Raw genomic sequence first — 20,630 nt, 5'->3', positions numbered from 1 at the left:
CAAACTTTCTTTCAGGGGGCGGATCAGCGCGACAGCGAGAAGATCTCGTCGTCCCAGCGTTTCAGCAGGCGCTTGCGAACTTCGTCGCTCCCGTATTTGGCGAAGTCGTAGTTGATGGTCTTGACGGTTTCCAGGCGCGGCGCCTTGGCGGGGATGGTGGCGGCCTTGTTGGACGGCACCTGGTAGGAGCCGGCTTTGACGGCCAGGGACTGCACATCGGCGCGCAGCGCGAACTCATAGAAGCGCTTGGCAGTGGCCATGTTTTTTGCGCCCTTGACCAGGCTCATGGAGCCAATCTCGTAGCCCGTGCCTTCGCAGGGCGACACCACCTCCACCGGGAAGCCGGCAATGGTTTCCTTCAACAGGTCGTGCTGGAAGGTGATGCCGATGCCGGTTTCACCACGCGCCAGTGCCTTGGCCGGGGCCGAGCCGCTCTTGGTGTACTGGCCCACGTTGTCGTTCATTTTCTTCATGAACGCGAAGGCTTCGTTCTCGCCCTGCAGCTGGGCCAGCGTGGCGATGGTGGCGTAGGCGGTGCCGGAGGAGTTGGGGTTGGCGATCTGTATCTCGCCCTTCAGGGCTGGGTTCAGTAAGTCCTTCCAGCACTTGGGCGGAGCGATGTTCTTCTGCTTCAGCACCTCGGGGTTGTAGCCAATGCCTAGCAGACCGGCGTAGATGCCGACGGTGCGGTAGCCGGAGATTTCGGCCTGCTTCTGTGCCCAGGGCTGCAGCTTGTCGAGCAGGGGTGATTTATAGACCTCGGTGAAGCCGGCGGCTGCGGCCTGGAGGTGCGGATCGCCGGTGCCGGCCCACCAGATGTCGGTCTTGGGGTTGTTGGCTTCGGCGCGGATCTGGGCAAAGATTTCGCCCGCGCTTTTGCGCACCATGGATACCTCGACCTGGGTTTCCTTTTCAAACGCATTGCGCATCAGCTCGCACCAGTCGTTGTCGGCCGCGCACAGCACGTTGAGGCGGTCTGCGGCCTGGCTGGCCAGGGGCAATAACAGCAGTGCGGCGAGCGCCAGTTTGGGGGATGTATTGCGTTTCATGCTCGTGTCTCCAAGGTCGATGGCAGAGGGGTGCAAACGCGTTGCACACGTGTGCAATGTAGATCACGCACGAAAACCATGCACTAGGGTCTTCCCTGGGACGTCTGTTGTCAGTGCTAGATGCGGGTGCTGCTGCGGCCCATGAGCGTGACCGGCACTTGCAGCGTGCGACCGGGCATGTCGGGCTCGGCCATGCGTTCGGCCAGGCAGGCAACTGCGCTTTGGGCCAGTGCATCCACGTCCTGGCGCAGAGTGGTCAGTGAATAGGCCGAAAGGCTGGCCATGGGGATGTCGTCAAAGCCTATGACCTGGAAATCCTCAGGTACCCGCAGCCCCATATGCTGGCGTGCGCCGTCCACCAGGCCGCAGGCCAGCACGTCGTTGGCGCAGAAGATGCCGTCTGGCCGGGTCGACGTGTCGGATAGCAGCGTCTGCACGGCATCGAAGCCGCCGGCATAGCTGGCCGCGGGAGCGTCCACGCAACGCAGGCTGAGCTCGCCGCGCTGTACTGCAGGCGCCAGGGTCTGCACGAATCCCTCGCCACGGATGCGGGCGCTGTAGGTGGCGGTAACGGAGCTGAGGAAGACCAGCTTGCGTGCACCGTGCGCGACCAGGGCGCGGGCTGCCATGGCACCGCCGGCAGAGTGGTCGCTGTTGACTACGTCCACACCTTCCAGATCGGGCGAGCGGTTGATCATGGCCACGGGCACGCGCAGCCGCAGGTATTCCTGGGCCAGCTCTATGGGCGGTGTGCCCGAGGTCAGGATGACCCCGGCAATCCGGTACTGCAGCAGGTGCCGCAGCGATTTGGCCAGTTGCTCTGGCTCGCTGGCGTCCATCAGCAGCGGGGCCAGGGAGCGCAGTGCCAGGTGGTGGGTGATGGGCCCGAGCAGGCTCTGCAAAAAAGGGTCGCTAAAGCCCTTGACCACCACGCCGACGAGATTGCTCTGGCGTTGGATCATGCTGCGCGCCAGCATGTTCACCTGGTAGCCCAGAGCCTCGGCGGCGCGTTGCACCTTTTCCCGGGTTTCGGGCGAGACGCTGGCGCCTTTCGTGAAGGTGCGCGATACCGCCGAGCGCGACACCCCGGCCTTGCGCGCTACGTCGGCGGCGGTGATCCAGGACGAATGGTTGTCGGTGGCCATGGGGCGATGCCGGTTTACAGCGCGAAGTCGTAGTCGATGGTGATAGGCGCGTGGTCGGAGAACTTCACATCTTTGTAGATGTGCTCGCTGCGTGCCAGGGCGGCGATGGCTGGCGTGGCCAGGTGGTAGTCCAGCCGCCACCCCACGTTGTTGGCATAGGCCTGGCCGCGGTTGCTCCACCAGGTGTAGGCGGTGTCGGTGGCTGTGGGTTGTAGTTGTCGGTACACGTCTACCAGGCCCAGGCCTTCGGCAGCCAACGGGTCCAGGTCGGCACGGGCCAGCAGGTGGGTCATCCAGGCGCGCTCTTCGGGCAGGAAGCCGCTGTTTTTCTGGTTGCCGCGCCAGTTTTTCAGGTCCATGGCCTGGTGGGCGATGTTGACGTCCCCACAAAGGATGAAATCGCGGCTTTGCTTCAAGGCGGTCAGGTAGGGGCGCATTTCGGCCAGAAAGCGGAACTTGGCCTGCTGCCGCTCGTCACCCGAAGAGCCGCTGGGAAAGTAGCAGCTGATGATGGAGAACTTGCGCTTGGGCGTGTCAAAGCGCAGTTCCACGTAGCGGCCTTCGGCGTCAAATTCCGGTGAACCATAGCCCGTCACGACTTCGCTGGGGGTATGTTTGCTGTACACACCCACGCCGGAGTAGCCTTTCTTTTCGGCGAAGTGAAAGTAGCCTTGCAGGCCGGCCATTTGTTCGAATTTGCCCTGCACATCGGCCGCCTGGGCCTTTACTTCTTGGACACAAATACAATCCGGCGCAGTGGCGGCAATCCAGGCTTCTACGCCTTTGGTGGCAGCCGAGCGGATACCGTTTAAATTCAGGCTGGTTAATTTGAACAAGGAATTCCCCCATGGTGGAAAGTAAAGCGCCGGGCAGTTTGGCGCAGGATTTTGTGCAGTTCGCGGTCGATGCGGGGGTGCTGCGCTTTGGTGAATTCAAAACCAAAGCCGGCCGCTTAAGTCCCTACTTCTTCAACGCTGGCTTGTTCGACGACGGCGCCCGCATGCAGCGTCTGGCCGAATTCTATGCACAGGCCTTGCTGCACAGCGGTATCGAGTTTGACATGATTTTCGGCCCGGCCTACAAAGGCATTCCGCTGGCTGCCACTGTGGCGGTGGAGCTGGCCCGGCATGGCCGTAACCTGCCGTTTGCCTACAACCGCAAGGAAGCTAAGGACCATGGCGAAGGCGGCACCCTGGTAGGCGCGCCGCTCAAGGGCCGGGTGCTGATCGTGGACGACGTGATGTCGGCCGGTACGGCGGCCCGCGAGTCGATAGCCCTGATCCAGGCTGCCGGCGCCACGCCCCATGCGGTGGTGATTGCGCTGGACCGCCAGGAAATGGCGACCGAGGCTGGGCGTGATGTACCGCACAGCGCGGTGCAGTATGTGCGTGACCAATTGGGCATGCAGGTGTGCGCTATTGCGAAGCTGGCCGACTTGCTGCAATATTTGGAAACAAATGGCACAGACGAATTACGGGCTCACTACCCGAAGGTGCTGGCATATAGGCAGCGCTACGGCGTAGACAAAGGAACCGTGTGATAGCTTGGGTGAGGTGTTTGGGGATGTTTGCTCTGTGTGCTGGCCTGCACCTTGGTGCGGGCGCGCAAGGCATCTTCACCTGTATAGACGGACGGGGCAAGCGTCTCACCTCTGACCGGCCGATTCCCGAATGTATGGATCGCGAGCAAAAAGAGCTCAACTCCAGCGGCACGGTGAAACGCAGTGTTGCCCCCGTGCTCACCCCGCAAGAAGAAGCCGCCCAGGCCGCCCTGGAGAAAAAGGACACGGAAGATAAGGCCCGTGCCAACGAAGAGCGCCGGCGCAACCGCGCGCTGCTGGCCCGCTACAAGAACCAGGCCGCGCACGACGCCAGCCGCAGCGAAGCACTGACCCAGGTGGACGAGGTGATCCGCGCGGCCAACACCCGTTTGGCCGATCTGGCGCAGCAGCGCAAGTCCCTGGACGCCGAGATGGAGTTTTACGCCAAGGACCCCAGTAAAGTACCGTTTGCCCTACGCCGCCGCATGACAGACAACGACGAGAGCGTGCTGGCCCAACAGCGCTTCATCGCCAACCAGCAGCAAGAGAAGCAGCGCGTGAACGACCGCTTCGACGAAGAGCTGGCCCGGCTCAAGCCCCTGTGGAACGGGGCCCGCTGAGCAAGGCGATCAGGCCAGCTTGGCCTTCAACATGTCGTTGATCTGCCCAGGGTTGGCCTTGCCCTGGCTGGCCTTCATGATCTGACCCACCAGCGCGTTCAAAGCTTTGCTGTTGCCGGCTTTGAACTCGGCCACGTTCTTGGCATTGGCCGCAATTACCGTATCCACGATGGCTTCCAGCGCGCCGGTGTCGTTCATCTGGCGCAGCCCCTTGGCTTCGATGATGGCGTCCACCTGGGCGTCGGCATCGGTCCACAGCGCATCGAACACCTGCTTGGCGGCATTGTTGGAGATGGTGCTGTCGGCAATGCGCACCAGTAATTGCGCCAGTTTTGCCGCGGAAACGGGGGCTTGGGCAATGTCCAGGTCTTGCCCGTTCAGGCGCCGTGCCAGCTCACCCATGATCCAGTTGGCGGCCAGCTTGGGCTGGGCGCCGGCGGCAATGGCGGCCTCGAAATAGCCGGCAATGTCCTTGCTTTGCGTCAAGGCATTGGCGTCGTATTCCGACAGGCTGAAATCGGCCACAAAGCGGGCCGCCATGACACGGGGCAGCTCGGCCATTTCGGAGCGCACGCGCTCCACCCATTCGGGCGCCACCACCAGCGGCGGCAGGTCGGGGTCGGGGAAGTAGCGGTAGTCGGCGGCGTCTTCCTTGGTCCGCATGGCACGGGTTTCGCCGGTGTCAGGGTTGAACAGCACCGTGGCCTGCTGGATCTCCAGCCCGTCTTCGATCTGCTCGATTTGCCAGCGCACCTCAAAGTCGATGGCCTGTTGCATGAACTTGAAGCTGTTCAGGTTCTTGATCTCGCGGCGTGTACCCAGCGGGCCGCCGGGCTTGCGCACCGACACGTTGGCGTCGCAGCGGAACGAGCCCTCTTGCATGTTGCCGTCGCAGATGCCGATCCAGGTGACGATTTTGTGCAGCTCCTTGGCATAGGCTACAGCCTCGGCGCTGGAGCGCATGTCCGGCTCGGTAACGATCTCCAGCAGCGGCGTGCCGGCGCGGTTCAAGTCGATACCGGTTTGGCCAATGAAGTCTTCGTGCAGCGATTTGCCCGCATCTTCTTCTAAATGTGCGCGCACCAGCCGCACGGACTTCTTCTCGTCGCCCAGGAAGAACTCTACGCTGCCGCCTTGCACCACCGGAATCTCAAACTGGCTGATCTGGTAGCCCTTGGGCAGATCGGGGTAGAAGTAGTTCTTGCGCGCAAACACGCTGCGCGGCGCGATGTGCGAGCCCAGCGCCAGGCCGAGCTGGATGGCGCGCTCGACCGCACCCTTGTTCATCACCGGCAGCGTACCGGGCAAGGCCAGATCGACCGCGCAGGCCTGGGTATTGGGCTCGGCACCGAAGGCCGTGGAGGCACGGCTGAAGATTTTGCTCTGGGTGGAGAGCTGGGCATGGGTTTCAAAGCCGATGACGACTTCATAGCCCTGCACCAGCAGGGAGGTTGTAGCTTTGCTCATGTCAGATACCGGCGGGTTGCTGGAGGTGGAAATCGGTGGCTTGTTGGAAGCGGTGCGCCACGTTCAGCAGCTTGGCTTCCTGCAGGTAGTTGCCGATCAGCTGCAGGCCGACGGGCATACCGGCTTCGCCAAAACCGGCGGGAACACTCATGCCGGGCAGGCCGGCCAGCGACGAGGGCAGGGTGAAGATGTCGGCCAGGTAGCTGGCGACTGGGTCGGCGGACTTGTCGCCCAGTTTCCAGGCTACGGTGGGCGCCACCGGGCCGGCAATCACGTCACATTGCTGGAAGGCTTGCTGGAAGTCGTCGGCAATCATGCGGCGGATTTTTTGCGCCTGCAGGTAGTAGGCGTCGTAGTAGCCGTGGCTCAGCACATAGGTGCCGATCATGATGCGGCGCTTCACCTCGTCGCCAAAACCTTGGGCGCGGGTCTTTTTGTACATATCGACCAGGTCGACGTATTTGTCGGCCCGGTGGCCGAATTTCACGCCGTCGAAGCGGCTCAGGTTACTGGAGGCCTCGGCCGGCGCAATGATGTAGTAGACCGGGATGGCCATTTCCGTGCGCGGCAGTGTGATGGGCACCAGCTTGGCGCCTAGTTTGGTGTATTCCTGCAGCGCGGCATCCACGGCGGCACGTACGTCAGGCGCCAGACCCTCGCCGAAGAATTCCGCCGGTACGCCGATACGCAAGCCTTCGATGGAGTCGTTCAGCTGGCGGCTGTAGTTCTCGGCGGGCAGGTCCAGCGAGGTGGAGTCGCGGTCCAGGTCCGGGCCGCAGAGTGTGCTCAGCAGCAGCGCGCAGTCTTCGGCGCTGCGCGCCATCGGGCCGGCCTGGTCCAGGCTGGAGGCAAACGCCACCATGCCGTAGCGTGAGGCGCGGCCATAGGTGGGTTTGATGCCGGTGATGCCGCAGAACGAGGCCGGCTGGCGGATCGAGCCGCCGGTATCGGTGCCGGTGGCTGCCGGCACCAGGCGCGCGGCCACGGCGACCGCGCTGCCGCCCGACGAGCCGCCGGGGATGCGGCTGGTGTCCCAGGGGTTCTGCACGGGCTGGAAGGCAGAGTTCTCATTGGCCGAGCCCATGGCGAACTCGTCGCAGTTCAGTTTTCCCAGGGTAACCACGCCCTGCTGCGCCAACTGATTGACAACGGTGCTATCAAAAGGTGAGCGATAGCCGGCAAGCATCTTGGAGCCGGCGGTGGTCGGGAAGTCTTTGGTGGCGAAGATGTCCTTGTGCGCCATCGGTACGCCTTCTAGCGTACCGGCCGTGCCATTGGCCAGACGCGCATCGGCGGCCTGGGCCTGGCGTAGGCTGACGGCTTCGTCCATGGCCAGGTAGGCGCCCAGCGGCGCGCGGGTTTGCGCGCGGGCCAGGAAATGCTGGGTCGTTTCGACGGCGGAGACCTTGCGTGCGCGCAGCTGTTGGGCCAGTTCGACCAGCGACAGGTCGTGGAGTTGGGAGGGGAGGCTCATGGCGCTTTATTCAATGACTTTAGGGACGAGAAACAGGCCGCGTTCCACGGCAGGGGCGGTTTGCTGGTTGGCTTCGCGCTGGTTGGGCTCGCTGACCACGTCGTCGCGCAGGCGCAGCGTGATGTCCTGGATGGCGGCCACCGGGTGCGCCAGCGGTTCAATCCCGGTGGTATCCACTGCGCGCATTTTTTCCACAATGCCAAAAAAACCATTGAGTTGCGAGAGCAGGCGCTCGCTCTCGGCGGGTTGGAGTTCTAGCCGTGCCAGATTGGCAATGCGGTCGAGTTCTGGAAGCGTCAGGGCCATGTGTAAGACAGGTGAGAAAACGAAAGTAAAGTGCCGTTTACGCGGCGTACGCGGGCGTTCTGCACAGGGGATGCGGTATTATCCCGCCTTTGGTGTATCCGCTGCGAAATCGCCGGTATTTGCACCGAAAACCCCTATTTGACCCGTTATACAGGGCGATGGCAGGCCGATGCGCAGGCCATGCCTGAGAGGATTTTGCATGTTTGGGACTTTTCGTCGGTACTTTTCCACCGACTTGGCCATTGACCTTGGCACCGCCAACACCCTGATTTACGTACGCGGCAAGGGCATTGTGCTCGACGAACCGTCCGTAGTCGCCATCCGCCATGAAGGCGGACCCCAGGGTAAAAAAACCATCCAAGCCGTAGGCAAGGAAGCCAAGGCCATGCTGGGCAAAGTGCCCGGCAACATCGAGGCCATCCGCCCGATGAAAGATGGCGTGATCGCCGACTTCACCGTCACCGAGCAGATGCTCAAACAGTTCATCAAGATGGTGCACCCGCGTGGCGTATTCCGCCCCAGCCCGCGCATCATCATCTGCGTGCCTTGCGGCTCCACCCAGGTCGAACGCCGCGCCATCCGTGAATCGGCTTTGGGCGCCGGCGCCTCCGAGGTGTATCTGATCGAAGAACCCATGGCAGCGGCCATCGGCGCCGGCCTGCCGGTGTCGGAAGCCAGCGGCTCCATGGTCGTGGACATCGGCGGCGGTACCACCGAAGTCGGTGTGATCTCGCTCGGCGGCATGGTTTACAAAGGCAGCGTGCGTGTCGGCGGCGACCGTTTCGACGATGCCATCATCAACTACATCCGCCGCAACTACGGCATGCTGATCGGCGAACCTACCGCCGAAGCCATCAAGAAGAACATCGGTTCGGCCTTCCCCGGCTCCGAAGTCAAAGAGATGGAAGTCAAGGGCCGCAACCTGTCCGAAGGCGTGCCGCGCAGCTTCACCATCTCCAGCAACGAAATTCTGGAAGCGCTGACCGACCCGCTGAACAACATCGTGGCCTCCGTCAAGAACGCGCTGGAACAAACTCCACCTGAACTCGGCGCCGACATTGCCGACCGCGGCATGATGCTGACCGGCGGTGGCGCCCTGCTGCGCGACCTGGACCGCCTACTGGCCGAAGAAACCGGCCTGCCGGTGCTGGTGGCCGAAGAGCCACTGACCTGTGTGGTACGCGGCTGCGGTATCGCCCTGGAGCGGATGGAGCGTTTGGGCTCCATCTTCACCAGCGAATAAGCCGGTTTTAGCGACTTCCAACCAGAGGTACAGCGATGCCACTTGGTACGCTGGACAGAAACCCCCCGCCGTTCTTCAAACAGGGCCCTTCGGCCCTGAGCAAGCTGATTTTCTTTAGCGCCCTGGCACTGTTTCTGATGGTGGCCGATGCGCGTTTTACCCTAATGCGGCCCTTGCGCGCCGCTTTGGCCACCGTGCTGTACCCCGTGCAGTGGGTGGTGATGGAGCCGTTGCGCCTGGTACGCGGTGGGGGCGCCTATATGGAGTCCCTGTCCAGCCTGCAGGCCCAGGCCGACCAAGCCCAGCGCCAGCTGGCAGCCCAGTCGCAACGCGCCGGTCAGGTGGAAATGCTGGCGCTGGAGAACCAGCGCCTGCGCCAGCTGCTGGAGTTGCGTGCCCAAATCTCCACGCCACAACAGACGGCCGAGGTGTTGTACGACGCGGCCGATCCCTATACCCGCAAGGTCATCATCGACAAGGGCACGACCCAGGGCGTGGTGGCCGGCTCGCCCGTGCTCGACGGACTGGGCGTGCTGGGCCAAGTGACACGGGCCCATCCCATGGTCAGCGAGGTCACTTTGCTGATCGACCGCGACCAGGCGATCCCCGTGCTGAATACCCGCACCGGCGCCCGCAGCGTGGCCTATGGCGACCCCACCAGCGCCTCGGGCAGCCAGCTGGAGCTGCGCTTCATGGCCGGCAATTCGGACGTGCAGGTGGGTGATGTGCTGACCACCAGCGGGGTGGACGGCGTCTATCCGCTGGGTCTGCAGGTGGCCAAGATTGCCCGTATCGAGCGGCGCGCCGACTCGGCCTTTGCGCGTATTTACTGCAGCCCGGTGGCCCAGGTATCGGGCGCTCGCCATGTGATGGTGCTGCAACCCGTGGGTCTGCCCGATCTGCCCGTGCCAGCTCCTGCGGCTGCTCCTAAAAAAGGAGCAAAGAAGTGAGCATTCATAAGCGCAAGGACTGCCCATGATCATGCGTCCTGGCCAGCAGCTGCTGTTGCCTGCAAATCCGGTTTTCATTGCTTTCAGCCTGGTGCTGGCGCTGTTCTTCAATATGGCGGTGAACATGGCCTGGGGCCGTGTGCCCTGGGTGCCGGACCTGCTGGCCGTGTTGCTGGTGTTCTGGAGCGTGCATCAGCCCCTGCGCGTGGGGATTGGTACGGCCTTCTTTTTCGGGCTGTGCATGGACGTGCACCAGACCGGCCTGTTGGGTCAGCATGCGCTGTCCTACACCGTGCTCAGCTTTCTGGCGATTGCCATGCACCGCCGGCTGCTGTGGTTTACGGTGCCGTCCCAGGCCATGCAGGTGCTGCCATTGTTCGTGGCGGCCCATGTGATCGATCTGGTGCTGCGCATGCTGGGCGGCGGCATCTTCCCTGGCTGGTGGATGTTGCTGGCCCCTCTGCTGGAGGCCGTGCTGTGGCCTTTCGTCAGCGTGGCCTTGCTGGCGCCACAGCGCATGGCACCCGACCCCGATAAAACCCGGCCTCTATGACCGAACTGAAGGATGTTGGCGCCGAGCTGTCGCGCTTTCGCACGCGGCTGGTGGCGGCAGGGGTGGTGGTGGCGCTGGCCTTTAGCGGGCTGGTGGCGCGGCTGGGCTATTTGCAGATCGTGCGGCATGAGGACTTGCTGGAGCAGGCCGAAAACAACCGCACGGCGATTGTCCCGGTGGTGCCCAACCGGGGTCTGATCCTGGACCGCAATGGCGTGGTGCTGGCCAGCAATTATTCGGCCTACACCCTGGAGATCACGCCCAGCAAAGTGGAGGACCTGGAGGAAACCATTGAGGGCCTGTCCCAGGTGGTGGATATCCAGCCGCGCGACCGGCGTCGCTTCAAGAAGCTGCTGGAGGAGTCGCGCAATTTCGAGTCGCTGCCGATTCGCACCCGGCTGACGGATATCGAGGTGGCCCGCTTCTCCGCCCAGCGCTACCGCTTCCCGGGTGTGGACGTGAAGGCCCGCTTGTTCCGCAGCTACCCTTACGGTGAGTTGGCCAGCCACGTGATCGGCTACATCGGTCGCATCAACCAGGCCGAAAAGGCGCGCATCGACGACTCGGACGATGCCGACAACTACAGCGGCACGGAATACATAGGCAAGCTGGGCGTGGAGCAAAGCTATGAAGCCCAGCTGCACGGCTTGACCGGGGTGGAGGAAATCGAAACCTCGGCCGGCGGCCGTGCCGTGCGCAAGCTGGCCAGCAACCCGGCCACTCCCGGCAACACCGTGGTCATGTCCATCGACATCAAGCTGCAGAAGCTGATCGAAGACCTGTACGGCGACCGGCGCGGTGCCATGGTGGCGCTGGACCCGAAGACCGGCGAGGTGCTGGCCTTTGTCAGCAAACCGACCTTCGACCCGAACCTGTTTGTGGAAGGTATCGATGCAGAGAACTGGGCCGCGCTGAACGAGTCGCCCGACAAGCCGCTGCTGAACCGGGCTCTGCGCGGCACCTACCCGCCAGGCTCCACCTACAAGCCCTTCATGGCCCTGGCCGCGCTGGAAACCGGCAAACGCACGCCACAGCAGGCGATTTTTGACCCTGGCTTCTTCCTGCTGGCCGGCCACCGCTTCCGTGACGACAAGGAAGGTGGCCATGGCACGGTGGATATGTATAAATCCATCGTCCAGTCCTGCGACACCTATTACTACATGCTGGCCAACGACATGGGCGTGGACCTGATCCACGACGAAGTTGGCAAGTTCGGCTTTGGCAGCCTCACCGGCATCGACATCTACGGTGAGGTGCGCGGCATTCTGCCGTCCACCGACTGGAAGCGCCGCGCCTACAAGCGGCCCGAGCAACAGAAGTGGTATGCCGGCGAGACCATCTCGCTGGGCATTGGCCAGGGCTATAACAACTTCACCATGCTGCAGCTGGCCTCGGCCACCGGCATCATCGCCAACGACGGCGTGAAGATGAAGCCGCACCTGGTGAAAGAGGTGGTGGACGTGGTCTCGCACACCGCGCAGCAGACCCTGCGCGAGATCAAGGCCGAGTCGATTGCCAAGGCCGTGAACATCGACGTCATCAAGAAAGCCCTGGTGGGCGTGAACGTGGAGGGCACGGGCGCCACGGCCTTCCGTGGCGCCAGCTATGTGGCTGCTGGCAAGACCGGCACAGCCCAGGTGGTGACCATAGGCCAGAACGAAAAATACAACGCCGCGCGCACCGCCGAGCGCTTCCGCGACCATGCCTTGTACATGGCCTTCGCTCCGGCGGACAACCCGACGATCGCCCTGGCCATGGTGGTGGAAAACGCCGGCTTTGGCGGAGCCAATGCCGCGCCGATCGCGCGCCGTGTTTTCGACTACTGGTTGCTGCACCAATACCCTTCGGTAGAAGACATGGCGGCGGTACAAAAGGGCCTGGCCCAGACCCCCATAGGCACGCCGCGTGCCGTGGCCGATGTGCCCGACCTGCCCGGCGCACCGGCCTCTGCACCTGTGGCGGCGGCTTCTGCCGCTGCTGGAGTGGCCTCTGCGGCGTCCGGCGCATCTGCACCGCGCGTACCTGCCAGTCGGCCGGTACTTGTACAGAAAAAAGCCGGCTAGCGCAGGTGGTACCTGCGTAGGATGCTATTTAATTGGTAGCAATACAGCTCTGGCGCGCTATTGCAAAAAGGCGGCGTAGCCAGTCTTCAAGATCAGCGCGCTCACCACCGCGATGAACACGCCGCGTACAAAGCCTGTGCCGTGCTTCAGCGCTAGGCGCGAGCCCAGCACGCTGCCCACCACATTGGCGATGGCCATGAACAGCACATAGTGCCACCAGATGTGACCGGTGGAGATGAACAGAATCAGCGCCGCCAGGTTGGTGGCGGTGTTCAGCAACTTGGCCGAGGCCGAGGCGGTCAGAAAGTCGTAGCCCAGCCAGCGCACCAGCAGAAACACAAAAAAGCTGCCCGTGCCGGGGCCAAAGAAGCCGTCGTAGAAACCAATCGTCAGCCCGATGGCGCTGGCCACCAGCGCCTCCTGGCGGCCGCTGAAGCGCGGCGCATGCACCCGGCCCAGGTCTTTTTTCACCAGCGTATAGCCCAGCACGGCAACCAGCACCAGGGGCAGCAGCTTGCGCAAAAAGTCGGGCGAAATTACCGTGACCAGCCAGGCGCCGCCGAAGGCGCCCACAAAGCCGGCCAGTGCGGCTGGCAGCAGCGCAGCCCAGCGCATCTCGACGCGGCGGCTGTACTGCCAGGTGGCAAAGCCCGTGCCCCAAATTGAGGCGCCTTTGTTCACGCCGAACAAGGTGGCGGGGTGGGTACTGGGGAAGGTGGCGAACAGGGCGGGCACCAGGATCAGGCCGCCACCGCCAACGATGGCATCGATAAAACCGGCCAATAGCGAGGCCAACGAGACAAATAGGAGTTCCATGCCGGGGATTTTCCCATCCCTGGTTTGCTATTTATTTGGTAGCTGGTTGCGCAGGAAGAACCTGCGCTAGAGGCATTTTTTGTCCAGAAAATAAAAAAGCGCCGGGATGAAGCGGCGCTTTTGAAAAACATCTCGTTCGGATGTCTAAATCATATTTTGATAATTCTGCTGGATGTCTCCCCGGACCCTCGCTGGTAGAGGCGCTGGTCCTCTCTGCAAGTGGCGTAAATGTAGCCCCATGTCGGTGCACGCGTATGAGGACTTACCCTGGCCCGGCCAGGCGTTTGATCTGCATCAAAGTTCCGGCCGAAGTATCCACTCGGCGGCCTTTTCGGCCAGCATCAGCGTGGGGGCATTGGTATTGCCGCTGGTGATGCTGGGCATGGCGCCCGCGTCCACCACCCGCAGGCCGGCTACGCCGCGCACCCGCAGGCGGCTGTCCAGCACGGCCAGCGGGTCGTCGGCGCGGCCCATGCGGGTGGTGCCCACGGGGTGGAAGATGGTGGTGGCGATGTCGCCGGCCAATGCGGCCAGTTCGGCATCGCTCTGGTACTGCGCGCCCGGCTTCCATTCCTCGGGGCGGTAGGGCGCCAGCGCCGGTTGGGCGACGATGCGCCGGGTTATGCGCAGTGAATCGGCGGCCACCTGGCGGTCTTCGGCCGTGCTCAGGTACTGCGGTGCGATGGCCGGCGGGTCGTCCATGCGCGGGCTCTGGATCTGCACCGTGCCACGGCTGGTGGGATTGAGGTTGCAGACGCTGGCGGTAAACGCTGGGAAGCGGTGCAGCGGCTCGCCAAACGCGTCCAGCGACAGCGGCTGCACGTGGTACTGGATGTTGGGGTACGGCCGGCCCGGATCGCTGCGGGTGAAGGCCCCCAGCTGGCTGGGCGCCATGCTCATCGGGCCGCTGCGGTGCAGCGCGTATTCCAGTCCGATGCGGGCCTTGCCCCACAGGCTGTTGGCCAGCACGTTCAGGGTGGGCACGCCCTGCACCTTGAACACGGCGCGTATCTGCAAATGGTCTTGCAGGTTGGCCCCCACGCCGGGCAGCTCGTGCGCCACGGCAATGCCGTGCCGCTGCAGCAGCGCGCCCGGGCCTATGCCAGACAGCTGCAGTATCTGCGGCGAGCCTATGCTGCCGGCGCACAGAATGACTTCCTGCGCCGCGTGGACCGTGAGCATCTGCCCGTCCACCCGCACCTGGGCGCCGGTGCAGCGCAGGCTGCCGTCGGCCTGGGTGGCGGTGTTCAGCTTCTCCACCTGGGCCGAGGTCCACAGCGTGAAGTTGGGCCGGCCCATGCAGGCCGGGCGCAGAAAGGCCTTGGCCGTGTTCCAGCGCCAGCCGCGCTTTTGCGTGACTTCGAAATAGCCCACGCCATGGTTGTCGCCGCGGTTGAAGTCGGGGCTGGCCGGTATGCCGGCCTGCTGGGCCGCCAGGGCGAAGGCGTCCAGCACGTCCCAGCGCAGGCGCTGCTTTTCAATGCGCCATTCGCCGCCCGCACCGTGCAGCGCGTCGCCGCCCAGGTAATGGTCCTCGTGGCGGCGGAAGTAGGGCATGGTTTGTTCCCAGCTCCAGGCCGGGTCGTCGGTCAACCTGGCCCAATGGTCGTAGTCGCGGGCCTGGCCGCGCATATAGATCATGCCGTTGATGCTGGAGCTGCCGCCCAGCACCTTGCCGCGCGGGTAGCGCAGCGCGCGGCCGTTGAGGCCGGGCTCGGGCTGGGTACGGTAGAGCCAGTCGGTGCGCGGGTTGCCTATGCAGTACAGGTAGCCCACCGGGATGTGGATCCAGGGGTAGTTGTCGTGGCGGCCGGCTTCCAGCAGCAGCACGCGGCGCTGCGGGTTTTCGCTCAGGCGCTTGGCCAGCAAGCAGCCAGCGGTGCCGGCGCCGATGATGATGGTGTCGAAATGCGTGTCCACGGGGCGGCTCAGGTGCGCAGCCGGCGTCGGGCCGCTCTCAGTGCGGGGCCAGTGCGGCGCTGCCCAGTTGATCGGCCTGGCGGTTGCCGAACTTGGCGGCCAGCTGCTCTTCGGCGATGAAGTCGCTGTAGGTGAACTCGGCATGCGCCATTGGGGCGGCGGTCTGCTCGTCCTTGATGGTTTGCGTCAGCAGCTTGCGCAGCACCATCAGGCTGCCGGGGTCCAGCGACTTTTCGGTTTCGTTCAGCGTGCGTTGCAGGTCGGAGCTGCCGACATGGGCTTTCTGGGCATCGTCGTATTCGATGCCGCGTATCAGCCGCAGCGTCAGTTGCCGTGTGGCAACGAAGCGGGTGGCGACGAAGGCCGGGTGGACGCGGCTGAGCACCAGTTGCAGGCCGCCGAGCAGAATCTGCAGCTCCAGCAGTTGGTGGTTGTCTGTCACACGGGGCAACAACAGCTCGGTGTTCCAGGGCGAATCGTGGCGCAGGCTTGGGTTGTTCATGGAGAGCCATGGTAGCCATTGACCTTACCAATGAATTGCAGCTAAGCGGTTGAAAATCCCTGCAATTCCTGCGTTTGCCGGCACCTGTATCAAGCCGCGCGCACGGCCTTGGGGTGTTCCAGCCGGTGTATCACTTCCCTGACCACGGCCATCATCACTGCGCGGTCAGCATTCGGGTGGTCGGCCATGTGCTGGGTGGTGCTGCCGGCGCGCACCCAGGCGCCCGCCGCATCGCTGCCAAACAGCAGCTGGATGCCGTGCTGCGCTAGCAGCGGCCCGCAGGCGGCCCAGCTGCGGGTCCACTGCGGCAGCTTGTGCGTGCCTTCCCACAACGTGCCTGCGCTCTCGTAGCATTCCTCGATCTGGTGGTGGCCCAGCAAATGGGCCAGCTGGCGTTCCTTGGCAACACAGCTGCGGAAGTATTCTTCGTCGGTCATGCGCATATGGACTCCTATGTTGTGGCAAGTAAAACCGGCCGTTTGCGCAGATATAACAAGCGCAAGCAGCTATATATTTAATAGTGCAGCACAGTTACCATGGTGCCCCGTTTTACCGGTCTGCGCCATGCCTGCATCCCCTGGTTCCGCTTCTGCCCGTTTTGTGAGCGGTCCATTGTTTCGCCATGTGGCGGTGATGTCCACTACCTCGGCCATTGGGCTGGTGGCGGTGTTTGTGGTGGACTTGATCAACCTGTTCTACATCGCCCGCCTGGGTGAGCAGTCGATTGCCGCGGCCGTGGGTTTTGCCGGGGTGGTGGGCTTCTTCCACACCTCGCTGTGCATAGGGCTGACCATCGGCATTGCGGCCGTGGTGTCGCGTACGGTGGGTGCAGGCAGGGCCGAGGATGCGCGCCGCCTGGCCATGTCCAGCCTGTTCTGGATGGTGCTGGCGGCGGCGCTGGTGGGCAGCGGCACGGCGCCGTTTCTGCACCCGCTGCTGCGCACCTTGGGCGCGGCGGGCGAGACCGAGCGGCTGGCCGCGCGCTACCTGGGCGTGACCGTGCATGCCCTGCCGCTATTGGGCATAGGCATGGCCTGCTCGGCTCTGCTGCGCTCGGTGGGCGATGCGCGGGGCGCCATGCAGGTGACCCTGGGCGCGGCGGTGGTCACGGCGGTGCTGGACCCGATCCTGATTTTCGGCCTGCACATGGGGCTGGACGGCGCTGCGGCCACGGCGGTGGTTTCGCGCAGCATCTTGGCGGCGGTAGGGCTGCGCGGCGTGCTGCGCCACCATCTGCTGGGCCGGCTGGAGCGCGGCCACCTGCTGGCCGATGCCCGGGCCCTGGCGGCGGTGGCCGGCCCTGGTGTGCTGAGCAATCTGGCGACGCCGGTGGGGGCGGCCTTTGTGACGCATTCCATCGCGCAGTTTGGCGCCTCGGCCGTGGCCGGCCAGGCCATCATCGACCGGCTGACACCGGTGGCTTTTGGCATGGTGTACGCGCTCAGCGGGGCGGTTGGCCCCATCCTGGGCCAGAACCTGGGGGCCCGCGCGTTCGACCGGGTGCGCCAGGGCCTGCGCGACAGCCTGCGCTTCATGGTGATGGCCGTGGGGGCTGCCTGGCTGCTGCTGGCGCTGGGCCAGGGCCTGCTGGTGCAGGCCTTCGGCGTGGACGGCGATGCGGCGCATCTGGTCCGCATGTACTGCAGCTGGCTGGCGCCCAGCTTCTTCTTTATCGGCGCGTTGTTCGTAGCGAATGCCGCGTTCAACAACCTGGGCCGCCCGCTGTGGTCTACGGGCTTCAACTGGGCCCGGGCCACGCTGGGCACTATTCCGTTTGCCTGGTGGGGCGCGCACTACGGCCCGGTGGGCGTGCTGGCCGGGGCCGGTGTGGGCAGCGCCATTTTCGGCGTGATGGCGATGCTGATGGCCACGCGCCTGGCCCGGCAGATTGGGCAGGAATAATGCCGCTAGCGCAGGTTTTATCTGCGCTAGTAGCTACTAATTAGATAGCAATCAGCTGTCGCTGCAGGTCTGTGCCACCCAGGTCAGCGCCAGTAAGACGCCCGAGATGACGGAGTGCATATGGGTTAGCCCAGTACCGGAAACAGCTTGTGCAGGCCCTCGGCCATCACCTCCACCGCCAGCGCGGCCAGGATCAGGCCCATCAGCCGGGTCATCACATTGATGCCGGTCTTGCCCAGGATGCGGGCGATGGGCTGGGCCAGCGCGAAGCACAGGGCGGTGGCCAGGCCGATCACCACGCCGTAGCCCACCAGGGTCATCAGTTGCCAGAAGGACTTGGCGCGGTCGGCGTAGATCACCACGGTGGACATGCTGGCCGGGCCAGTCAGCAGGGGAATGGCCAGCGGCACCACGGCGATGCTGGAGCCCACGGCGGCGCGCTCGGAGGCGTCCTGTATTTCATCGGCATTCGATTTGGCCTCGGCCGGCTGGGCGTTCAGCATGTTCAGTGAAGAGGTCATCAGCAGCAGGCCGCCGCCCACCTGGAAGCTGGCCAGCGAGATATTGAAAAAGTCCAGGATCTGCAGGCCCAGCAGGGCGCTGATGGCGATTACCACGAACACGCTGAACGACGACACCCAGATGGTGCGCTTGCGCTGCGCGGCCGAGAAGCTCTGCGTGTAGTGGATGAAAAAAGGCACGATGGCCAGCGGGTTGACGATCGCCAGCAGGGTGATGAGGGGTTTGGTATCCATGGGCGCCGAGCTTAACGTCCACCCGCCACATCCACCAGTGCCATGGTGGTGTAGCTGGCTTCGGGGCTGAGCAGCCACAGTATGGCCTGGGCCACCTCTTCGGCCGTGCCGCCGCGCTGCATGGGAATGCCGGCGGCCAGGTCACGCACCCGGTCGGGCAGACCGCCGCTGGCATGGATCTCGGTGTCGATTACGCCCGGGCGCACGGCGTTGACGCGGATGCCTTCGTCGGCCACTTCCTTGGCCAGGCCGATGGTCATGGTGTCGATGGCGCCCTTGGACGCGGCGTAGTCCACATACTGGCCGGGTGAGCCCAGGCGCGACGCGGCGCTGGACACATTCACGATGGCACCACCCCGGCCGTAGCCCGGGCCGAAGTTGCGCTCGCCCTGGCGCGTGCCCATGCGCCGCACGGCTTCGCGGGCACACAAGAAGCTGCCGATCACGTTCACGCCGAACATGCGTTGCAGCCTGGCCGCGTCCATGCTGTCCACGCGGGCGGTGACATCCACCACGCCAGCGTTGTTGACCAGGGCGCGCAGCGGCCCCAGCTGCGCATCTACTGTGGCGAACAGCCGCAGTACCTGGGTTTCATCGGAAATATCCGCCTGCACCGCCAGAGCCAGGCCGCCCAGGGCCTGGATGTCGGCCACCAGCCGTTCGGCTGCAGCGGGCTGGTGCGCGTAGTTGATGGCCACCGCATAGCCGCGCTGCGCGGCCAGGCGCGCGGTGGCAGCGCCGATGCCCCGGCCGCCGCCGGTGACCAGCAATACGGGATGAGCAGGGGATGGGGTCATGCCGGGCCTTGTCTGTGGAGATGGAACGATACCAGTACCATGCCGCTCTCGGATAGATCCCTGCCTACTTAGTCCTTTCAGGAGCTGCTTGTATGTCTTCCTCTTTCGTTGATCTCACCGCCGCCGACGGTTTTGTGCTGCCGGCCTATGTGGCTACGCCCAGCGGCGCGCCCAAGGGTGCGGTGCTGGTGCTCCAGGAAATCTTTGGTGTGAACAGCCACATCCGTTCCGTGGCCGATGGCTACGCCGCTGCGGGCTACCTGGTCGTGGCGCCGGCCATGTTCCAGCGTGTCCAGCCCGGGGTGGATATTGGCTACACCCCCGAGGATGTACAGGCCGGCATCGCCTTGAAGGCCGCCGCCGAGGCCCAGGGCGTCACCATCCTGATGCATGACATCCAGGCTGCGTTGGCCTATGCAGCCCGTGCGGGCAAAGTCGGTGCCGTGGGGTACTGCTGGGGCGGCTTGCTCAGCTGGCGTGCGGCCAGCCTGGTGCCGGGGTTGAGCGCGGTGGTCACCTATTACGGCGGTGGCATGACCGGCCCGGCCGAAGTGGCACGCCAGCCCCTGGTGCCGGTGCTGTCGCACTTTGGCGAGCGCGACCATGGCATCAGTCTGGAGTCGGTCAAGGCCTTTGGCCAGGCCCACCCCGGCGTGGATTTGCGCCTGTACCCGGCAGACCACGGCTTCAACTGCGACCAGCGTGGCGCCTTCGATGCCCCGTCGGCCGCCCTGGCGCTGGAGCGTTCGCTGGCATTTTTCGAGCGGCACCTGGCGTGAGTATGTTGCAGCTGCACTACGCATCCAGTACGGCCAGCATGGCGCCGCACATCCTGCTGGAAGAGCTGGGCCTGCCGTTCCAGCTGGTGCCGGTAGACCGTGAACACGGTGGCCACAAATCGCTCGAGTATCTGCGCCTGAACCCGAACGGCTTGATCCCGGTGCTGGTGGAGGGCGACCTGGTGCTGTACGAGGCCGCAGCCATCTGCCTGCACCTGGCGGATTGCCACCCCGCAGCCGGCCTGGCACCGCCCCTGGCCACGCCCGAGCGTGCGCATTTCTACAAATGGCTGGTGTGGTTGACGAACACGCTGCAGGCCAGCTTGATCCTGTACTTCTACCCCGAACGCTGGGCCGACGACGCAGCAGGTGCGGCCAGCGTAAAGGCGCACGCGGAAGCACGCGTTGGCAGTCTGCTGGACCAACTGGAAGCCGAGCTAGCCCGCCATGGCGGCCCCTGGCTGCTGGGCGCACAGTACAGCGCCGTAGACGCCTACGCCCTGATGCTGTGCCGCTGGACCCGCAACTTCGCCCGCCCCGCGCGCAGCCTGCCGCAGCTAGGCCCCTACCTGCAGCGCGTGCTGGCCCGCCCCGCAGTGCAACGCGCCTTTGCAACGGAGAAGATTCCGCAGCCGCTGGTGTAAACACCAGCGGCGCCAATCTCCCCCTTCCAGAGATACCGTGGAACCGGCTCCGCCGGGCCACTGGTATCGCCTCCTGCAAGGGGGGAGGAGGCCACACGCAGTGGG

General features: G+C 64.3%; 21 protein-coding genes. 9 read left to right on the top strand and 12 right to left on the bottom strand.

Features of this window, described 5'->3' with window-relative positions:
* Positions 1 to 23: 23 nt before the first annotated feature.
* The 3 genes from AC07VY_RS24035 to AC07VY_RS24025 all read right to left on the bottom strand — a co-directional run bounded on the left by AC07VY_RS24035 (position 24) and on the right by AC07VY_RS24025 (position 3,030).
* Positions 24 to 1,049 carry an ABC transporter substrate-binding protein gene (locus AC07VY_RS24035; protein WP_495099700.1) on the bottom strand — a complete coding sequence of 342 codons (1,026 nt, stop codon included), beginning with the start codon at positions 1,047 to 1,049 and terminating at the stop codon, positions 24 to 26.
* Between the two features lie 116 nt (positions 1,050 to 1,165).
* Positions 1,166 to 2,194 (bottom strand): LacI family DNA-binding transcriptional regulator, encoded by a 1,029-nt coding sequence (locus AC07VY_RS24030; RefSeq protein WP_495099699.1) that lies wholly within the window; start codon positions 2,192 to 2,194, stop codon positions 1,166 to 1,168.
* A 14-nt stretch (positions 2,195 to 2,208) separates the two neighbouring features.
* Positions 2,209 to 3,030: an exodeoxyribonuclease III gene (locus AC07VY_RS24025; RefSeq protein WP_495099698.1), complete on the bottom strand. Its 822-nt coding sequence runs from the start codon at positions 3,028 to 3,030 to the stop codon at positions 2,209 to 2,211.
* Between the two features lie 11 nt (positions 3,031 to 3,041).
* On the opposite strand from AC07VY_RS24025, the gene pyrE reads away from it, so the two are divergent.
* Complete coding sequence (gene pyrE / locus AC07VY_RS24020) at positions 3,042 to 3,734, top strand: orotate phosphoribosyltransferase (protein WP_495099697.1); 693 nt, start codon at positions 3,042 to 3,044, stop codon at positions 3,732 to 3,734.
* Between the two features lie 23 nt (positions 3,735 to 3,757).
* Entirely contained in the window at positions 3,758 to 4,354 is a 597-nt protein-coding gene (locus AC07VY_RS24015; protein ID WP_495099696.1) for a DUF4124 domain-containing protein, read from the top strand.
* A 9-nt stretch (positions 4,355 to 4,363) separates the two neighbouring features.
* Here AC07VY_RS24015 and gatB read toward each other — a convergent pair whose 3' ends face one another.
* From gatB to gatC, 3 genes are read right to left on the bottom strand one after another with little or no spacing between them, the layout of a single operon-like run.
* A complete protein-coding gene (gatB, locus tag AC07VY_RS24010; RefSeq protein WP_495099695.1) occupies positions 4,364 to 5,821 on the bottom strand; it encodes an Asp-tRNA(Asn)/Glu-tRNA(Gln) amidotransferase subunit GatB in 1,458 nt (485 codons plus the stop codon).
* Between the two features lies 1 nt (position 5,822).
* Positions 5,823 to 7,295, bottom strand: a complete 1,473-nt coding sequence (gene gatA / locus AC07VY_RS24005; RefSeq protein WP_495099694.1) for an Asp-tRNA(Asn)/Glu-tRNA(Gln) amidotransferase subunit GatA — start codon at positions 7,293 to 7,295, stop codon at positions 5,823 to 5,825.
* Between the two features lie 6 nt (positions 7,296 to 7,301).
* Entirely contained in the window at positions 7,302 to 7,601 is a 300-nt protein-coding gene (gatC, locus tag AC07VY_RS24000; protein WP_495099693.1) for an Asp-tRNA(Asn)/Glu-tRNA(Gln) amidotransferase subunit GatC, read from the bottom strand.
* A 199-nt stretch (positions 7,602 to 7,800) separates the two neighbouring features.
* On the opposite strand from gatC, the gene AC07VY_RS23995 reads away from it, so the two are divergent.
* From AC07VY_RS23995 to mrdA, 4 genes are read left to right on the top strand one after another with little or no spacing between them, the layout of a single operon-like run.
* Positions 7,801 to 8,844, top strand: coding sequence for a rod shape-determining protein (locus AC07VY_RS23995; protein ID WP_295952839.1), 1,044 nt, complete (start codon positions 7,801 to 7,803; stop codon positions 8,842 to 8,844).
* Positions 8,845 to 8,879: 35 nt separating this feature from the next.
* Complete coding sequence (gene mreC / locus AC07VY_RS23990; RefSeq protein ID WP_495099692.1) at positions 8,880 to 9,794, top strand: rod shape-determining protein MreC; 915 nt, start codon at positions 8,880 to 8,882, stop codon at positions 9,792 to 9,794.
* Between the two features lie 25 nt (positions 9,795 to 9,819).
* Positions 9,820 to 10,347 (top strand): rod shape-determining protein MreD, encoded by a 528-nt coding sequence (gene mreD / locus AC07VY_RS23985; protein ID WP_495099691.1) that lies wholly within the window; start codon positions 9,820 to 9,822, stop codon positions 10,345 to 10,347.
* On the top strand, positions 10,344 to 12,410 hold the full coding sequence (gene mrdA, locus AC07VY_RS23980; protein WP_495099690.1) for a penicillin-binding protein 2: 2,067 nt from the start codon (positions 10,344 to 10,346) through the stop codon (positions 12,408 to 12,410). The genes mreD and mrdA overlap by 4 nt, the downstream gene beginning before the upstream one ends.
* A 57-nt stretch (positions 12,411 to 12,467) precedes the next feature.
* On the opposite strand, the gene AC07VY_RS23975 is transcribed toward mrdA, so the two are convergent.
* From AC07VY_RS23975 to AC07VY_RS23960, 4 genes are all read right to left on the bottom strand, one after another.
* Complete coding sequence (locus tag AC07VY_RS23975) at positions 12,468 to 13,226, bottom strand: sulfite exporter TauE/SafE family protein (RefSeq protein WP_495099689.1); 759 nt, start codon at positions 13,224 to 13,226, stop codon at positions 12,468 to 12,470.
* A 294-nt stretch (positions 13,227 to 13,520) separates the two neighbouring features.
* The gene (locus AC07VY_RS23970) at positions 13,521 to 15,146 is read right to left on the bottom strand and encodes a GMC family oxidoreductase (protein WP_495099688.1); all 1,626 of its coding nucleotides are present in this window, start codon (positions 15,144 to 15,146) and stop codon (positions 13,521 to 13,523) included.
* Between the two features lie 37 nt (positions 15,147 to 15,183).
* Entirely contained in the window at positions 15,184 to 15,648 is a 465-nt protein-coding gene (locus tag AC07VY_RS23965) for a hypothetical protein (RefSeq protein ID WP_495099687.1), read from the bottom strand.
* Positions 15,649 to 15,737: 89 nt separating this feature from the next.
* Positions 15,738 to 16,085 (bottom strand): aminoacyl-tRNA synthetase, encoded by a 348-nt coding sequence (locus AC07VY_RS23960; protein WP_495099686.1) that lies wholly within the window; start codon positions 16,083 to 16,085, stop codon positions 15,738 to 15,740.
* A gap of 127 nt (positions 16,086 to 16,212) precedes the next feature.
* Between AC07VY_RS23960 and AC07VY_RS23955 the strand changes: the two genes are divergently transcribed.
* Positions 16,213 to 17,550, top strand: coding sequence for an MATE family efflux transporter (locus AC07VY_RS23955; protein WP_495099685.1), 1,338 nt, complete (start codon positions 16,213 to 16,215; stop codon positions 17,548 to 17,550).
* Between the two features lie 125 nt (positions 17,551 to 17,675).
* On the opposite strand, the gene AC07VY_RS23950 is transcribed toward AC07VY_RS23955, so the two are convergent.
* Both AC07VY_RS23950 and AC07VY_RS23945 read right to left on the bottom strand, forming a co-directional pair.
* Complete coding sequence (locus AC07VY_RS23950; protein WP_495099684.1) at positions 17,676 to 18,305, bottom strand: MarC family protein; 630 nt, start codon at positions 18,303 to 18,305, stop codon at positions 17,676 to 17,678.
* 11 nt (positions 18,306 to 18,316) lie between these two features.
* The gene (locus tag AC07VY_RS23945) at positions 18,317 to 19,102 is read right to left on the bottom strand and encodes an SDR family oxidoreductase (RefSeq protein WP_495099683.1); all 786 of its coding nucleotides are present in this window, start codon (positions 19,100 to 19,102) and stop codon (positions 18,317 to 18,319) included.
* Between the two features lie 92 nt (positions 19,103 to 19,194).
* Here AC07VY_RS23945 and AC07VY_RS23940 point away from each other — a divergent pair, with 92 nt between their 5' ends.
* Both AC07VY_RS23940 and AC07VY_RS23935 read left to right on the top strand, forming a co-directional pair.
* Positions 19,195 to 19,881: a dienelactone hydrolase family protein gene (locus AC07VY_RS23940; RefSeq protein WP_495099682.1), complete on the top strand. Its 687-nt coding sequence runs from the start codon at positions 19,195 to 19,197 to the stop codon at positions 19,879 to 19,881.
* A 2-nt stretch (positions 19,882 to 19,883) separates the two neighbouring features.
* Positions 19,884 to 20,525, top strand: coding sequence for a glutathione S-transferase family protein (locus AC07VY_RS23935; protein WP_495099727.1), 642 nt, complete (start codon positions 19,884 to 19,886; stop codon positions 20,523 to 20,525).
* Positions 20,526 to 20,630 lie beyond the last annotated feature (105 nt).

The sequence above is a fragment of the Rhodoferax sp. GW821-FHT02C08 genome (assembly GCF_059421805.1).
The sequence above is the reverse complement of the archived record's forward strand: the minus strand, read 5'-3'. Positions and strand labels throughout refer to the sequence as shown.

What these genes read in the sequence shown, in the direction of transcription:
- AC07VY_RS24035 (WP_495099700.1), bottom strand. Translation starts at nt 1,049, where the DNA reads ATGAAACGCAATACATCCCCCAAACTGGCGCTCGCCGCACTGCTGTTA.
- AC07VY_RS24030 (WP_495099699.1), bottom strand. Translation starts at nt 2,194, where the DNA reads ATGGCCACCGACAACCATTCGTCCTGGATCACCGCCGCCGACGTAGCG.
- pyrE (WP_495099697.1), top strand. Translation starts at nt 3,042, where the DNA reads ATGGTGGAAAGTAAAGCGCCGGGCAGTTTGGCGCAGGATTTTGTGCAG.
- AC07VY_RS24015 (WP_495099696.1), top strand. Translation starts at nt 3,758, where the DNA reads ATGTTTGCTCTGTGTGCTGGCCTGCACCTTGGTGCGGGCGCGCAAGGC.
- gatB (WP_495099695.1), bottom strand. Translation starts at nt 5,821, where the DNA reads ATGAGCAAAGCTACAACCTCCCTGCTGGTGCAGGGCTATGAAGTCGTC.
- gatA (WP_495099694.1), bottom strand. Translation starts at nt 7,295, where the DNA reads ATGAGCCTCCCCTCCCAACTCCACGACCTGTCGCTGGTCGAACTGGCC.
- gatC (WP_495099693.1), bottom strand. Translation starts at nt 7,601, where the DNA reads ATGGCCCTGACGCTTCCAGAACTCGACCGCATTGCCAATCTGGCACGG.
- AC07VY_RS23995 (WP_295952839.1), top strand. Translation starts at nt 7,801, where the DNA reads ATGTTTGGGACTTTTCGTCGGTACTTTTCCACCGACTTGGCCATTGAC.
- mreC (WP_495099692.1), top strand. Translation starts at nt 8,880, where the DNA reads ATGCCACTTGGTACGCTGGACAGAAACCCCCCGCCGTTCTTCAAACAG.
- mreD (WP_495099691.1), top strand. Translation starts at nt 9,820, where the DNA reads ATGATCATGCGTCCTGGCCAGCAGCTGCTGTTGCCTGCAAATCCGGTT.
- mrdA (WP_495099690.1), top strand. Translation starts at nt 10,344, where the DNA reads ATGACCGAACTGAAGGATGTTGGCGCCGAGCTGTCGCGCTTTCGCACG.
- AC07VY_RS23975 (WP_495099689.1), bottom strand. Translation starts at nt 13,226, where the DNA reads ATGGAACTCCTATTTGTCTCGTTGGCCTCGCTATTGGCCGGTTTTATC.
- AC07VY_RS23965 (WP_495099687.1), bottom strand. Translation starts at nt 15,648, where the DNA reads ATGAACAACCCAAGCCTGCGCCACGATTCGCCCTGGAACACCGAGCTG.
- AC07VY_RS23960 (WP_495099686.1), bottom strand. Translation starts at nt 16,085, where the DNA reads ATGACCGACGAAGAATACTTCCGCAGCTGTGTTGCCAAGGAACGCCAG.
- AC07VY_RS23955 (WP_495099685.1), top strand. Translation starts at nt 16,213, where the DNA reads ATGCCTGCATCCCCTGGTTCCGCTTCTGCCCGTTTTGTGAGCGGTCCA.
- AC07VY_RS23950 (WP_495099684.1), bottom strand. Translation starts at nt 18,305, where the DNA reads ATGGATACCAAACCCCTCATCACCCTGCTGGCGATCGTCAACCCGCTG.
- AC07VY_RS23945 (WP_495099683.1), bottom strand. Translation starts at nt 19,102, where the DNA reads ATGACCCCATCCCCTGCTCATCCCGTATTGCTGGTCACCGGCGGCGGC.
- AC07VY_RS23940 (WP_495099682.1), top strand. Translation starts at nt 19,195, where the DNA reads ATGTCTTCCTCTTTCGTTGATCTCACCGCCGCCGACGGTTTTGTGCTG.
- AC07VY_RS23935 (WP_495099727.1), top strand. Translation starts at nt 19,884, where the DNA reads ATGTTGCAGCTGCACTACGCATCCAGTACGGCCAGCATGGCGCCGCAC.